This window comes from Corynebacterium sp. HMSC061H03, assembly GCF_001838215.1.
Lineage (GTDB): Bacteria > Actinomycetota > Actinomycetes > Mycobacteriales > Mycobacteriaceae > Corynebacterium > Corynebacterium jeikeium_D.
Genome location: NZ_KV836066.1, coordinates 76,304 through 91,326, shown reverse-complemented (window position 1 = coordinate 91,326; position 15,023 = coordinate 76,304). Strand labels below are relative to the sequence as shown.

Here is a 15,023-nt window from a genome sequence, read left to right as displayed (position 1 = left end):
CGGGGACGCGTTGCTCCCCAGGAAGTGAATGACTACACCGTGATTCTGCTGCTGTCGACCTCGGATACCGACCTTCTGTCCGCCCGCGCGGCCGCTCAGGCCAACCCGGAGGTGTCCTACCGTTGGGCAAACCCGGCGCGTCTGCTCGACGATGATTTGCCCACGCTTGCCGACGGCGCCGATGTCGTCATCATCCGACTTCTCGGTGGCCGCCGCGCCTGGGAATCCGGCATCGACTACTTTGTGAACTCCGGTATTCCCACCGTCCTCGTCTCGGGCGAGCAGGCACCCGATGCCGAACTCACCGAGTACTCGACAGTTCCCGCAAACGTCGCCACGCAAACGCACATCTACCTGGCGGAAGGCGGCGCAAAGAACCTCGCACAGCTGCACAATTTCCTGTCGGACACACTGCTTCTGACCGGTCTTGGCTTTGAAGAACCAGCTCGCATGCCGGCCTGGGGTTTCCTGGAGCGCGACTCCAAGGTGGCAACGGAAGATTCCCGCGGCACCGTCGGCATTATTTACTACCGCGCCCAGCACCTGGCGGGAAATACGCGCTACATTGAGGCTCTCGCTGACGCTGTCGAGGCTCGCGGCTACGTCGCCAAGCCCATCTTCGCCGCATCCCTGCGCACCGCCAGCGATGAACTGCTGGCAGAGCTAGCTTCCTGCGACGCGCTCATCACCACGGTGCTCGCCGCTGGCGGCAACCGCCCGGCACTCGCACAGGCCGGTCAGGACGATGACGGCTGGGATGTCGCCGCACTCGCAGACCTGAACATCCCCATCATCCAGGGTTTGGCCCTGACCTCTTCCAAGGCGGCATGGGAGGACAACGACGAGGGCCTGTCACCGCTGGACGTCGCAACGCAGGTCGCCGTCCCCGAATTCGACGGCCGCATCATCTCGGTCGCGTTCTCGTTTAAGGAAATCGACTCCGACGAGCTCATTTCCTACGTCCCAGATCTCGAGCGCTGCGACCGCCTCGCCGGCATCGCCACCCGTTACGCCGCGCTCCGCCACATCGACAACGCTGACAAGCGCGTCGCCGTCATGCTCTCGGCATACCCGACGAAGCACGCCCGCATCGGCAACGCCGTCGGTCTGGACACACCAGCATCCACGTTGAAGGTGCTGCACGCGCTTGCCGACGCCGGATACAACCTCGGCGACATCACCACAATCCCCGGATATGCCACCGCCGAGGATGGTGCCGATGAACCAGATGCGTTCATGCACGCCATCATCGAGGCCGGCGGCCAGGACCCGGACTGGCTGACCGAAGAGGTCATGGAGGCAGCCGAGCTTCGCCTGCCCGCTGCCACCTACGAGAAGTTCTTCGCTACCTTGCCGGAAGAACTTCGCTCCGACATGCAGGACAAGTGGGGTGCCGCGCCGGGCACCCTCTACGTCCACCCGGATACCCAGGACATCTACATTGCGGGCCTGACCTTCGGAAATGTCGTGGTCATGGTTCAGCCACCACGCGGTTTCGGTGACAACCCGGTGGGTATCTACCACGACCCGGATTTGCCGCCGACGCACCATTATCTGGCGTGCTACCGCTTCCTGTCGCTGTCGCAGGCGCAGGGCGGTTTCGGCGCCGATGCCGTGGTTCACATGGGCAAGCACGGCAACCTGGAGTGGCTACCGGGCAAGACCGTCGGCCTTTCCGCTTCCTGCGGCCCGGATGCTGCCATCGGCGAGCTGCCAATGATTTACCCCTTCTTGGTCAACGACCCGGGCGAAGGCACACAGGCCAAGCGCCGTGCTCACGCCACGCTTGTCGACCACCTCATTCCGCCAATGGCCCGCGCCGAATCCTACGGCGACATCACCCGTCTGGAACAGCTTCTCGACGAGCACCAGAACATCTCCGCCATGGACCCGGCCAAGCTGCCGGCCATCCGCCAGGAGATTTGGACGCTGCTGACCGCCGCGAAGATGGACCGCGACCTCGGCTGGGACGAGCGCCCGGACGAGGAGGTCTTCGATGACATGCTCATGCATGTCGACGGCTGGCTCTGCGAGATTAAGGACGTCGCCATCCGCGGTGGCCTCCACGTGCTCAGCCAGGCACCGGAAGACGAATCTCTGATCGGCACTGTGACCACCATGTTGCGCGCCCGCCAGCTGTGGGGCGGCAAGCAGACCCTGCCGGGCCTGCGCGAAGCTCTCGGCCTGGCCGAGGACGGCTCCGACGAGCGCCACACTGTGGACTCCATCGATGCACTGGCTACGGCGCTGGTAACCGCCGTGGTGAAGAATCCCGATCAACCGGTGACACAGATCGCGGCTGATGTGCTCGGCTCCGAGGAATTCGCCGATATCGCGGCACCAAACGGCCTTGATCAGGTTGTCGAGCTGCTGCAGTTCACCCGCGACGAAATTCTCCCGCGCCTGGCTGCTACCAGCGAGGAGATCCCGCGCATTCTTTCCGCTCTCGATGGCGAATTCGTTCCGGCTGGCCCCTCCGGTTCACCACTGCGTGGCCTGGTCAACGTGCTGCCAACTGCCCGCAACTTCTACTCGGTCGACCCCAAGGCGGTGCCGTCGCGCCTGGCTTGGGAAACCGGCGTCAACCTCGCCGATGGCCTGATTGAACGCTACCGCGCCGACCACGACGAGTACCCGAAGTCAGTTGGCTTGTCGGTATGGGGCACTTCCGCCATGCGTACTTCTGGCGATGACATCGCCGAGGTGCTCGCGTTGATTGGTGTGCATCCGGTGTGGGATGACGCATCTCGCCGTATTGTCGGCCTCGAGCCGATTCCGCTGGAGGAGCTGGGCCGACCGCGCATTGACGTGACCGTCCGTATTTCCGGCTTCTTCCGTGATGCGTTTCCGCATGTTATCGACCTTTTGGATGACGCGTTTCAGCTCGTCGTCAAGCTTGATGAATCCGATGAGGACAACTACGTGCGCGCCCATGCGAAGGCCGACCAGCAGGAGCGCCCGCGTCGCATCTTCGGTTCCAAGCCAGGCACCTATGGTGCGGGTCTGCTGCAACTGATCGATTCCGGTTCCTGGCGTGATGACGCGGACCTGGCGAAGGTCTACACGACCTGGGGTGGCTACGCCTATGGCCGCGGTGTCGATGGGGAAGAGGCTGCTGACGACATGAAGACGGCCTACCGCCGAATTCAGGTTGCCGCGAAGAATGCCGATACCCGCGAGCACGATATCGCCGACTCCGATGACTACTTCCAGTTCCACGGCGGCATGATCGCCACGGTCCGTGCACTGACGGGTTCCGCTCCAGAGGCGTATGTGGGAGATTCCACCCGCCCGGACGCCGTGCGCACCCGCACCCTGCACGAGGAGACGCGACGCGTCTTCCGTGCCCGCGTGGTCAACCCACGCTGGATGCAGGCCATGCGTAACCACGGCTACAAGGGCGCCTTCGAAATGGCCGCAACCGTCGATTACCTCTTCGGTTACGACGCGACGGCGCAGGTCATGGATGACTGGATGTACGAAACGCTTACCGACGAGTACGTTGCGAACCCGGAAAACCGCGAGTTCTTTGAACAGTCGAATCCGTGGGCTTTGCACGATATTTCCGAGCGCCTGATGGAGGCCGCCGAGCGCGGTATGTGGGAAAACCCCGACCAGGAACGCATGGATCTGCTGCGCCAGACCTACCTGGATACAGAGGGCGACTTGGAGGAGCGCGCTGACCGGTAGGCGACGGGTAGGCGACCGCTAGTCGTCGTCTAACCGGCCGATAGCCGTAACCACTTGCTCATCTAGTGGCGGTTACACTGGGGAACTATGAGCAAGTGGTTCACAATTATTTACCTCATCGCCGAGATTGCGGCCTTTATCGCACTTGGTGAGTGGATTGGCTATGGCTGGACCGTCCTGCTGGTTCTGGGGCTATTCATTCTGGGATTGGTTTTCGCCGCCATCGAGTTCAAGCGCATCTACCAGAAGTTGTTGCTGGATACTTCTCGTACTCTTACCGAGTACGGACAGAAGCATCCGGAGGAGGCAATCAAGCGCTCGGCAAAGGGCGCGGGACACTTTGTGGCTGACTCGGCAATTCTGTTGGTTGGCTCCTGGCTGATTGCCCTGCCGGGCGTCGTCTCCACAGTTGTTGGTTTCCTCATGGTGCTACCGCCGACTCGCTGGCTGATTCGTAAGAGCGGATCGGTGGCGCTGCTCAACGGACTCCGCAACTTCAGTGACCGCAGCATGATGGTGGTCTCTCAGTACGGCATGAACCCAGGTGCTCCAGGAACTGACGCTGGTGCTGGCGGTTTTTCGGGTTTCCCTGGATTCTCTGGTGGTTTCCCGGGTGCGGATGGCAAGGCTTTCCCACAGGATAAAATCGTCCCACCGGCACCAGACAACGCCTGGGATGATGACCAGGACGACAGCGACAAGCGCTAACTCAAAAACTCGCAAACGTAGAGAGTTCTCTTATACAAGTGCACACTAACCGCCAAGCGCGCTCCAGCGAGCACGGGAACGTCGCTCAGAAAGACGCTTCGAAAGACACTCCGGAGAATCCGAATCGCTGGCAGGCGCGCTTTCGCGCGCTTACCCCACTAAAGCAGCGCCTCGTTCTCGCCTTCATTGCAATCCTCGCTGGTGGATTGCAATTCTTAAGCTATGCGCCCATGAACTGGTGGTGGACGGCCTGGATCGGCCTCGCCCTGCTCATTTTTGCCCTCTTCTGCGCAGCCGATTGGAAGTCCAGCGTAGTGGTGGGCTTCAGCTGGGCAACAGCGACGGCACTTTTCTCACTGCCGTGGATCGGCTCCTTCGTCGGCATTGGCCCCTACGTGGCGCTCTCAATTGTGCTGGGCCTGCTCACAATTCCGGCGGCGATTTCGATGTGGCTAATTGCCCAATCCAGTTTCCCCCTCGCGCTGAGGCTCCCCGGCATGGCCGCTGCCCTCGTGGCGGGGGAGGCGCTACTAGCCCGCTGGCCTTTCGGAGGCTTCCCCTGGCTCCGCGTTGCCTGGGGACAGGTCGACGGCCCGCTGGCCCCAGCAGTGGCAATCGGCAGCACTGCACTGGTCACTTTCCTCGCTGCTTGCGTGGGTGCGGGACTGGTCGCGCTCACGCTACGTTCCTACGCAACCTCCGCTGCGCTTTTGGTGGGAGCGTTATTCGTCGGCTGGGCTCTTCCTGCGTGGACCCAACCACTGCCTGAGCCTACGGCCGCTGACAACACCCGTGTCGCGGTTATCCAGGGCAATGTTCCGCGCCTCGGTTTAGAGTTCAATGCCCAGCGCCGCGCAGTCCTGCAAAACCACGCCGATGCCACCAATGAGCTGGCACGACGTGTCCACCAAGGTAAGGAAGAGCAGCCGGACATCGTCATCTGGCCTGAAAACTCCTCTGATGTCAGCCCGTTTACGGATGGGGAAGCGGCACGCATTATCGAAAATGCCGCGATGAATATTGGCGCTCCCATCGTGGTCGGCACCTTTACCTACACCGATGGTGTGCAAAACACCATGGTGGTCTGGGATCCGCAGACCGGCCCCGGCGACCAGCACGAGAAAATCTATCTCCAGCCCTTCGGCGAGACCATGCCATTCCGCGAACTGCTACGTCACTTTTCCGACATGGTCGCTCACGCCGGAGACATGACTCCGGGCAACGGCGATGCCGTGGTCACAACGCCAGGCACAGATGGTTTAAAGAAGGTCAATCTAGGCGTGGCCACCTGTTACGAAGTGGTCTTCGATGGTGCCTTCCGCAACGCGGTCAACCACGGCGCAACCATGCTGGCCACGCCCACAAATAACGCCACCTTCGGTTTCACCGACATGACCTACCAACAGCTGGCCATGAGCCGCATGCGAGCCATGGAGTTCCAACGCTCCACAGCCGTCGCCGCAACCAGCGGTGTGAGCGCGATTGTGGATGCGCACGGAGACGTCGTAAAGCAGAGCAAAATCTTCGAGCAGAAGGTACTCACTGAAACTCTGCCTCAGTACTCCCACCTGACTTTTGCAGCCCGCTTCGGGACGTGGATTGAAGGTCTACTGACTGCATTCGGTATTCTTTGTGTGGTTGGTGCCGTCCTGCGTCGCCGTGGCGGAGATGCCAGGGTAGGCGCAGATGAAGTTGATGGCCGGGATACTGAGCAGAACATGCACTAAGGAGAATCACGAGTGACTGCCCTAAATGAGTCGACGCTGGTTGTCATTCCCACTTTCAACGAGCGGGAAAACCTGCCGGGCGTGATTGCACGCCTGCGCGCAGCGGAGCCTCGCGTCGACATTTTGGTTGTCGATGACTCTTCACCAGACGGCACCGGTGAGCTCGCCGATGAAATCGCTGCCGCTGACAAGTCGGACAACAACGGCGAAGAGCACATCTACGTCCTGCACCGCGAGGGCAAGGGCGGTCTCTGGGGTGCGTACCGCGCGGGCTTCGCTTGGGGTCTCGAGCGAGACTACGAGGTTCTCTGCGAGATGGATGCCGACGGCTCCCACGCACCAGAGCAGTTCCATCTGCTGCTGGAGAAGCTCGAGGACGGTGCCGATGTCGTCATCGGTTCCCGCTACATTCCGGGCGGCAAGACCGTCAACTGGCCAATGAGCCGTCAGGTTCTCTCCCGCGGCGGCAACCTCTACATCTCGCTGGCGCTCGGCGCGGGCATCTCGGATATCACCGCTGGCTACCGTGCTTATCGACGGGAAGTTCTCGAAACCCTTGACCTCGAGAACATTGGCAAGGCTGCGTACCTGTTCCAGACCGAGCTCGCTTTTGAGGCTGTACAGGCGGGCTTCTTGGTGGAGGAGGTTCCGATCACCTTTACTGAGCGCGAGTACGGTGAGTCCAAGATGGATGGCAGCTTTGTGAAGCAGTCTCTGCTGCAGGTCACCAAGTGGGGATTTAAGCACCGCTCGCAGCAGGTAAAAAACCTGGGGTCGGAGATTGGTCGCCTGGCTGGTCACGAGTTTAAGCAGCGATTCCGCAAGTAGGGCTAGGGCAGCCCCAAAGATTGCGGCCTGCCTGTGTGGAGACGGGCTGCCTGTGTGGAGACGGCCTGCCTGTATGAATGGGGGCTGCAAATGTGAAACTGACTTAGTTTATGACAGTTTCAAGCCATTTTTCAGGCCATTTTTGTCATAAACGCAGTCAGTAACTCGGATCGGCCCGCCGCAGCCAGGCACCAACAAAAAACGGGCCCGAATAAGGAGCAAAACCTTATCCGGACCCATTTTGCAGCATGTAATTCACAGCTGCAGCGCCCTAAAGCTCACTAGCGCAAGCCAGCTCAAACCTTAAGCGTTCTTCTCTGCTTCTTCGGCTTCCTTCTGAGCCTTCAGCAGGCGAGCGGCGTTACGACGACGCTTGCGCAGCAAGTCAACACGCTCATCCAGCAGCACGTCGAGCTCCTCGATGGAGCGGCGCTCACGGAGCATGTCCCAGTGAGTCCTCGGAGGCTTCACCGGCTTGGCTTCAGTGCCTTCGCCTTCAACCAGCTCACCAATCTGGCCATTCTTGCACAGCCATTCACCTGGAATTTCCGCGTCATCCGCGAATGGGACCTCGAAGATCTCACCGGATTCAGTGCGGTAGCGGACCATCATTCGCGGCGCGAGGTCATGATCGCGATCGGTCTCATACGAAACGGCGCCCATGCGACTGCCACGAAGAACTCGATCTGCCATGTGGAACGTGCCCCCTTTGGTAGAAATACTAGACCACACATTATAACGCCTTAATCTGTATTCATGCCATAATTGACTTCTGTGTCAGATCAAAAGCCGAGCACAACTACCGCCAATTGCCAGTGGTGTGGCCGCGAAATGGAGGTCGCTATCCGCGGTCGCCGTCGCAAATTCTGCAGCCAAGCCTGCCGGCAGCGCGCGTATGAAAAACGCACCGGCGTAGCAAAAGGCGCCTCCAGGCCGATTGCCGAGCGGATCAACTCGGATCTCACACTGAAGACCGCCACCGATGCCACGAGCAGGCCGGCGGGCGATGACGTCGTAAAGCGAATAGGGGACGGGCTCTTCGAAGTACGTTGTCTCGCCGAAGACTTGCGCACCGCGCTTGACGACGGCATGGAGACCGCCGTCCTGCAGGAGATTACGCAGGAATTGATTATGAAAACGCGTGAAGTGGAACGGTTTATCCCATAGCGGATTAAAAGGATAGGATGAGCACTATGAATTCTGGTGTCCGTAAGTCAATTATTACTTTGATAGCCGTTGCAGTTGTTGCGCTCGCAATTGTTATTGTGGGCCCAGTTTTGTATCGCGTTTTCACGCATGAAGGGGTGCGTACTGGGGATTTCGAGGCCACGGAGCTGCCTGCAGCAACGACTGATGCGAATGGCACCTGGAAGATTGTCGGTGGCGATAACTCACAGAACACCTCCGTTGGCTTTACTTTTAATGAGGTACTGCCGGGCAGCAGGCGGACGACGTCTGGTTCCACCCACGATGTCACCGGCGAGCTGAAGGTTGCTAACAACAATCTTGAGGACGCATCCGTTGTTGTTGATATGGCAACTCTGACTAGCGATATTGAACGTCGTGACATCAATGTCCGCAACAATATTTTCAGTGTTGAGCAGTACCCAGAAGCCAAGTTTGAGCTTGCAGAGCCGCTCGATATTTCAAACATTCCAGATAACGGCCAGTGGGCGAATATCGAGATTCCGGGACGCCTGACCATCCGCGGTGTCACCAATGATGTCACCGTGCCGATGAAGGCCGCTCGTACCGAAAACCTGGTTTTGCTGTCGGGCACTCTGCCAATCAACCGACTGGATTACAACGTGCGCCTGCCACAGTTTGTAGCTGCATCCATCGAGGAAAACGGCGAACTCAATCTACGCATTGTCGCAGAGAAGCAGGACGCGTAGGACGGGTAGGTTTCGCGGCTGGCAGACACAGCCATCTAAAGAGAATCGCAGTAGCGCTAATCCAAATCGGCTTATAGCCAGCGAAAATACACCTCGATTCGTCACTGTGACGTAATAAAGCCATTTAGTCACACACCACAGAAGTCCTGCCAAAAACAATTTTGGCAGGCCAGTTGGGAGTCACAACGATATGAACACCTACGAAGCAATGCTGCTCGCACGAAAGGTGCGAATGGTACTACTGATTATCTTCATTGCATTCGTGGCCTACAAGGGCGCGTGGTGGCTCGTGGCTGTCGGCGTATTCCTGATTGGCATGACTCTGTGGCAGAACAAGCGACTGCGGGAAGAGATTGCCGTTCGCAACGCGGATGAGCTTGCATCGGACGCCAAGGCCAATAAGCAATAAGCCCGACGGCATGGATCAAGCGCCAAGATAGAACACGGCAGCAGAAAAGGCGGCGGCGAAAAAGGCGACAGGCCTGGAAATTCAGAAAACCGCAGGGCCAACCACTTTCAATATTTGTCCGATAATATACATTATGACATTTTGTCCTTAGGATCCCGTCCTCCCCATTACCGCCGATGCGCCATTGCCGTCAGGTCTAAGGAATTTTTAGTAAGATTTCTCGCATGCCTGAACTCTCAGACACATCCAGCAGCTCAGACAGACCCAATGCGTCCGACACATCAGATAGATCTGGCTCGTCCGACGACCCAGAGCCTCGCGCCAACGTTGGCGGGCTCTCTGTAGCCGCAGTAAGCGCAATCACCGCAGCAACCGCCGCAGCATCCCCAGCGAACGCAGCGAACACTTCAGGTGATGCCGCGTGATTGTATCCGCACTCATCGTCTTAGCGGTCTTTCTATTCCTCGTTTTCGCCAACGCAATTTTCGTTGCTGTCGAGTTTTCCTACCTCACGGTTAACAGGAACGATGTCAAGAAGGCCGCAAACGCCGGCTCAAAGTCCGCATACTTAGTAGACCGTGCTCTATCACGCACCTCTACTAACCTCTCCGGCGCACAGCTGGGAATTACCGTCACCAGCCTCGTCGCTGGTTTCCTGACCGGGCCTTCCCTCGGTGTCCTCCTCGAAGCCGCATTTGGTGGCACTAGCATCTCTCCCGCCACCGTCACTGCAATCAGCACTACGGGCGCTTTCATTATCGCGACCTTCACTCAAATGGTCTTTGGCGAACTCGTCCCCAAAAACTGGGCCATCGCCGAGCCCACTAAAGTCGCAAACCTCGTGGTCAGGCCACAGAATGCCTTCATGTTCGCATTCGGCTGGCTGGTCTGGCTACTCAACAGCGCGGCTAATTGGGTGCTAAAACGGCTCGGCTTCTCCCCTGAGGAAGAGGTCGCCAGTGCCAGGACCGCGGAGGAACTCCGTGCCGTCGTCACGCGCTCTAGCGATGAAGGAAAGATTAACCCGCAGACCGCCGAGTTGGTGGCGCGATCGATTGAGTTCGGCGAGCGCACGGCGGCTGATGTGATGACGCCACGCACGCAGATTATCTTTATCGAAAATCAGAGCGTCGCAGAGATGCTGACGGTCGTCGCAGATTCTGGACATGCACGCTTCCCCGTCGTTGGCAATAGCGTCGACGACATTCGCGGCGTGGTGCATTACACCGACCTGCTCAGCGTGCCACACGCACAACGCTTGACGACGTCGGCTGCGAGCCTGGCCAAAGATGTACTCGTGGTGAACGACTCGACCACACTTGATCCGCTGATGCGTCAACTGCGTGAGGATGCATACCAGTTCGCAGTGGTTGTCGATGAGTACGGCGGCACGGACGGCATTGTGACGTTGGAGGATCTCGTCGAGGAAATCGTCGGTGAAATTGACGATGAACAGGACGATCGTTCGTTGCTCTACAGCCGGATTAGCCCCAATACGGTGATTGTTTCCGGTCTCATGCGCCCTGATGAGTTGGGAGAGATCCTAAACCTGGTCCTGCCGGAGGGCGAAGAATCCGACACTATTGGTGGATTTATCACCGAACGCTTGGATCGCATGCCTCGCTTCGGCGACACGATTACGGTCGAAGCCACCGACCACGAAAACCTCGATGAGGAGAACTTGCCTACCACCGCTGAAGTTGCTTTTCGAGTCGAGCGCATGGCGCGTCACCGCGTTGGCCGTATTCGCGTCCAGGTGGACCGCGCCGGCAACAAGGTCGCGCACACGGACGAAGGTGCTCGTCAGGACGACACCAGTCACAACCACGTCGAGCACAACAGCGAAAAGGAGGGCTAGAACATGCCACTACTTACTCTTATTTTGCTGTTAGCCCTCAATGCCTGGTTTGTCGCCGCTGAATTTGCGATGGTCTCGGCTCGCCGCGATCAAATTGAACCGGATGCCGTCAGCGGATCTACCAGCGCAAAGTACGCGCTGCGCGGTATCGAAAACGTGTCGGTCTCCCTGGCGGCAACACAGCTGGGCATTACCGCCTGTTCCCTGCTCATCGGTGCCGTCGGCGAGCCTGCGATTGCGCACTTCTTCGAGCCCTACATGACAGCGCTGGGACTCCCCGCGGGCACCGCCCACGTGGTTGCGCTGGCGTTGGCGCTGCTGATTGTCACTTTCTTACACATGGTTGTCGGCGAAATGGTGCCGAAGAACATCGCTATTGCGGCTCCCAGTCCGACGGCGAAGTTCGTGGCTATTCCGCTGTATGTGATTGTGCGGGTGCTCAATCCGGTTATCTGGGCGATGAATACGACGGCGAACATCGTGGTTCGCAAGGTTCTTCGCGCCACTCCGAAGGACGAGGTCGATTCCTCCTTCACCGCTAGTCAGGTGCAGGATTTCGTCGCCGAGTCCGGGCGGCAGGGCCTTCTCGACAATGACGAGCTCGCGCTCCTCCACAAAGCTCTCGGCTTCGAGCATCTCACCGCCGCGGATGTCACTATGCAGCTCGACACCCTCGTCACCATTGGCCCCGACGCCATTGTCGCCGACATCGAAGAGCTCAGCGCACGCACGCGCTTTTCCCGCTTCCCCATCACCGATGCCGATGGCAGCTTCATCGGCTACCTTCATGTCAAGGATTTGCTCTCGCTTGACGACGGTCACCGCGACCGACCCTTCCCGCGGAATCTGATTCGCACCTTCGCAAGCGTCAGCCCGGATGCCAAGCTCCAGACGGTCATGCGGCTGATGCAGCGCGAGCAGGCTCACTTCGCCTTGGTGACGGAGGAAAATAGTACTTCGGAGAACTCTGTCAGCGGAATCGTTGCGCTGGAGGACGTACTAGAAGAGCTCGTCGGCGAAGTCCGCCAGGCAACAGCCTAGCGCGTGCGCCGACGAGCCCCGTCGATTCCAGCTGGTTACTTGCTGCTGAAAGCTTGTTAGCTAATTACTTCAGTGCAGCCAGTGCGGAGTCGTAGTCCGGCTCCGTGGTGATCTCATCGACCAGCTGGTTGTAAATGACCTTGCCCTCTTCGTCAGTGACGACTACGGCACGAGCAAGCAGGCCAGCGAGCGGGCCATCCTGCTGGACAACACCGAAGGCTTCGCCGAAGCCGTGGCGGAAGTCCGAGGCAACCTCAACGTTGTCCAGGCCTTCTGCAGCGCAGAAGCGGCCGAGAGCGAACGGCAGGTCACGCGAAACATTAACCACGACGGTGTTGTCCAGCCCAGCAGCGTCCTCGTTGAAGTGACGCACCGAAGCTGCACAAACACCGGTGTCTACCGACGGGAAGATGTTGTAGACGACCTTCTTACCAGCGAAGGTCTCATTGGTGACCTCCCCGAGGTCGCCACCGGTGAGGGTAAACTCCGGAGCCTTGTTGCCCACCTGGGGCAGGTCTCCGGAAAGCTGGACTGGGTTGGACTGAAATGCGGTTTGTGTCATAGCGCCCTTTTTACCGCCTTTCGTCCGGATCCTCCAGGCTGTTTTCTGGAAATCAGTAGAATCGTGACAGAAATGAAATTCCGGGCCGCAGTATCTTGAGCAATCTTGCGTACCTTGCGGTCCGGGCCACGCTATTCAGCGGGCCCCACGTTTAAACTCCGAGGAAAGGCAGCCATGAGTTTGATTACCGCAATTGTGTCCATCGATGTCGAAGCTGACAGGATTCCGGAGGCCGCCGAGACCATCGTCGAGATCGACGGCGTGACTGAGGTCTACTCCGTTACTGGTGACTGGGACTTGGTCGTCGTGGTGCGCGCAACTAATCACGATGATTTGGCGGAAATCATTCCAAATCTCATCAGCAAGGTCGACGGTGTTATTCGCACTCAGACTCAGCTGGCTTTCCGCACCTACTCTCAGCACGACCTGGAAAGTGCATTCTCCATCGGGCTGGAGTAGGCGCGGTTTCTTCTACCGAACTGTGCGGTATGCGGGAGCTACTTAACCACTTCCGCCATCGCGCGGCCTGCCTGGCGGCCACTGAAAATACAGCCGCCCAGGAATGTACCTTCCAGCGCGTTGTTGCCGTGGACGCCGCCGCCACCGAAGCCAGAGGCCTCGCCTGCGGCGTAGAGCCCCTCGAAGGGAGTTCCGTCCGGGTGCAAGCACTGGCCGTCGAGGGTGGTCTCGATGCCACCGAGCGTCTTGCGGGTCAGCATGCGCAGACGAATAGCAATCAGTGGGCCGTTCTTCGGATCCAAAATCGGTGATGGCGGCACGGAGCGGATGATCTTGTCCCCGAGGAAGTTCCGGGCCACGTTGACGTAATTGACCTGGTAGTCCTTGGAGAAGGGGTTACCGGTCTGCATATCGCGCTGACGAATCTGCTCCTCGAGCTTCTCCATGTCAATCTTCGGCGCTGCGGCTCCGGACTCCCCGCCCGAGCTCGCCTCCACAATCTCGTTCATCCCCTCGACCAGCTTTGGCAGATCGTCGGCAACCACCCAGTCTTCGCCGTTATCCATAAACGCCTGAATAGGTGCGGCAACACCAGAGGTCACCTTGCCAATCAGCTTCTTGATCTCCTTGTCGGTCAGATCCGGATTCTGTTCTGAGCCAGAGAAAATGAACTCCTTGGCCACGATGTTCTTATTCAGCACAAACCAGGAGTAAGAGTGTCCGGTAGCCAGAATGTGCTTCATCGTGCCGACAGTATCTGCGCCCGGAATATATGGCGCTGGCAGGCGGTTTCCTTCTGCGTCGAACCACATGGCCGACGGCCCCGGGATGATACGGATACCGTGATTCGGCCACACAGGATTCCAGTTCTTCATGCCCTCGGTGTAATGCCACATGCGGTCACGGTTGACGAGGTTTGCGCCGACCTGCTCTGCAATCTCAATGCCACGGCCGTCAACATGCTCTGGCACACCGCAGACCATGTCCTTCGGCATCTCGCCCAGACGCTCGGTCGGCCAGCACTTACGCACGGCTTCCAGGTTGCCGCCAACACCGCCCGTCGCAATGCACACGGCCGACCCGCGGATCTCAAAGTCCTCCCCTGTTTCCTCGCGTGACGACGCCACTCCTCGCTCTAAAGATTCACAGGGAACCAGAATCTTGCCACGCACGCCGACGGCGCGGCCATCTTCGACAATCACCTCGTCAACGCGGTGGCGATGGCAGTATTCCACCAGCCCCTTCTTCGCAGCTTCAGCGACCGGCTCTGCGAATACGCGGACGATTTCGGGGCCTGTGCCCCAGGTGAGGTGGAATCGGGGTACCGAGTTACCGTGACCGTCGGCACGCCCTTCACCGCGCTCAGCCCACCCGACGACAGGCAGGAACTTCACGCCGAGATTGCGGAGGTAGTCACGCTTCTCCCCTGCCGCGAAGTTCAGGTAGGCCTTGGCCCACTTGCGTCCCCAGTTGTCTTCCTCGCGGTCGAACTGCGCGGAGTTGAACCAGTCAGCTTCAGCGAGCTCGCGGTTGTCCTTGACTCCCAGGCGGCGCTGCTCTGGCGAGTCGACGAGAAAGATTCCTCCGAGCGACCAGAAAGCCTGTCCGCCGAGGTTGTTGGCATTCTCCTGATCGACAAGGATGACCTTCTTGCCGGCCTGCGTGGCCTCATACGTCGCGACCAATCCGGCAAGTCCGGCGCCGACGACAACAATGTCTGCAGTACGTGTGGTGCTCTGTGCGTTCATAGTTTCGTTTTTAGACCCTAAACATCGCCTTTGAGGTGGTTTTGCCTAAAAACGTGATTTATTTTTACAGGCTTTATTTATCTGGCGAATTTCCAACG

Annotated in this window: 13 protein-coding genes; 10 read left to right on the top strand and 3 right to left on the bottom strand. The window is 59.0% G+C overall.

Features of this window, described 5'->3' with window-relative positions; all coding sequences use genetic code 11:
* The first annotated feature begins 39 nt into the window (after window positions 1–39).
* The 4 genes from cobN (at window position 40) to HMPREF2787_RS05090 (ending at window position 6,953) form a co-directional block, all read left to right on the top strand.
* Window positions 40–3,690, top strand: a complete 3,651-nt coding sequence (gene cobN, locus HMPREF2787_RS05105; RefSeq protein WP_070858568.1) for a cobaltochelatase subunit CobN — start codon at window positions 40–42, stop codon at window positions 3,688–3,690.
* Between the two features lie 87 nt (window positions 3,691–3,777).
* A complete protein-coding gene (locus HMPREF2787_RS05100) occupies window positions 3,778–4,398 on the top strand; it encodes an FxsA family protein (RefSeq protein ID WP_069359524.1) in 621 nt (206 codons plus the stop codon).
* 38 nt (window positions 4,399–4,436) lie between these two features.
* Window positions 4,437–6,125 (top strand): apolipoprotein N-acyltransferase, encoded by a 1,689-nt coding sequence (gene lnt / locus HMPREF2787_RS05095; protein WP_070858567.1) that lies wholly within the window; start codon window positions 4,437–4,439, stop codon window positions 6,123–6,125.
* 12 nt (window positions 6,126–6,137) lie between these two features.
* Window positions 6,138–6,953 (top strand): polyprenol monophosphomannose synthase, encoded by an 816-nt coding sequence (locus HMPREF2787_RS05090; RefSeq protein WP_069359522.1) that lies wholly within the window; start codon window positions 6,138–6,140, stop codon window positions 6,951–6,953.
* 303 nt (window positions 6,954–7,256) lie between these two features.
* On the opposite strand, the gene HMPREF2787_RS05085 is transcribed toward HMPREF2787_RS05090, so the two are convergent.
* Window positions 7,257–7,646, bottom strand: coding sequence for an RNA polymerase-binding protein RbpA (locus tag HMPREF2787_RS05085; protein WP_005511311.1), 390 nt, complete (start codon window positions 7,644–7,646; stop codon window positions 7,257–7,259).
* 81 nt (window positions 7,647–7,727) lie between these two features.
* Here HMPREF2787_RS05085 and HMPREF2787_RS05080 point away from each other — a divergent pair, with 81 nt between their 5' ends.
* The 5 genes from HMPREF2787_RS05080 (at window position 7,728) to HMPREF2787_RS05060 (ending at window position 12,156) form a co-directional block, all read left to right on the top strand.
* The gene (locus HMPREF2787_RS05080) at window positions 7,728–8,120 is read left to right on the top strand and encodes a hypothetical protein (protein ID WP_224783748.1); all 393 of its coding nucleotides are present in this window, start codon (window positions 7,728–7,730) and stop codon (window positions 8,118–8,120) included.
* A gap of 17 nt (window positions 8,121–8,137) precedes the next feature.
* A complete protein-coding gene (locus HMPREF2787_RS05075) occupies window positions 8,138–8,848 on the top strand; it encodes a YceI family protein (protein WP_070653051.1) in 711 nt (236 codons plus the stop codon).
* A 190-nt stretch (window positions 8,849–9,038) separates the two neighbouring features.
* Window positions 9,039–9,257: a hypothetical protein gene (locus tag HMPREF2787_RS05070; RefSeq protein WP_070858566.1), complete on the top strand. Its 219-nt coding sequence runs from the start codon at window positions 9,039–9,041 to the stop codon at window positions 9,255–9,257.
* A gap of 421 nt (window positions 9,258–9,678) precedes the next feature.
* A complete protein-coding gene (locus tag HMPREF2787_RS05065; protein ID WP_070858565.1) occupies window positions 9,679–11,115 on the top strand; it encodes a hemolysin family protein in 1,437 nt (478 codons plus the stop codon).
* A 3-nt stretch (window positions 11,116–11,118) separates the two neighbouring features.
* Window positions 11,119–12,156 (top strand): hemolysin family protein, encoded by a 1,038-nt coding sequence (locus HMPREF2787_RS05060; RefSeq protein ID WP_070858564.1) that lies wholly within the window; start codon window positions 11,119–11,121, stop codon window positions 12,154–12,156.
* 64 nt (window positions 12,157–12,220) lie between these two features.
* On the opposite strand, the gene tpx is transcribed toward HMPREF2787_RS05060, so the two are convergent.
* Entirely contained in the window at window positions 12,221–12,718 is a 498-nt protein-coding gene (tpx, locus tag HMPREF2787_RS05055; RefSeq protein ID WP_016422822.1) for a thiol peroxidase, read from the bottom strand.
* A 174-nt stretch (window positions 12,719–12,892) separates the two neighbouring features.
* Between tpx and HMPREF2787_RS05050 the strand changes: the two genes are divergently transcribed.
* Window positions 12,893–13,177, top strand: coding sequence for an Lrp/AsnC family transcriptional regulator (locus tag HMPREF2787_RS05050; RefSeq protein WP_016422823.1), 285 nt, complete (start codon window positions 12,893–12,895; stop codon window positions 13,175–13,177).
* 38 nt (window positions 13,178–13,215) lie between these two features.
* On the opposite strand, the gene HMPREF2787_RS05045 is transcribed toward HMPREF2787_RS05050, so the two are convergent.
* A complete protein-coding gene (locus HMPREF2787_RS05045) occupies window positions 13,216–14,925 on the bottom strand; it encodes an FAD-binding dehydrogenase (protein WP_070858563.1) in 1,710 nt (569 codons plus the stop codon).
* Window positions 14,926–15,023: the final 98 nt, after the last annotated feature.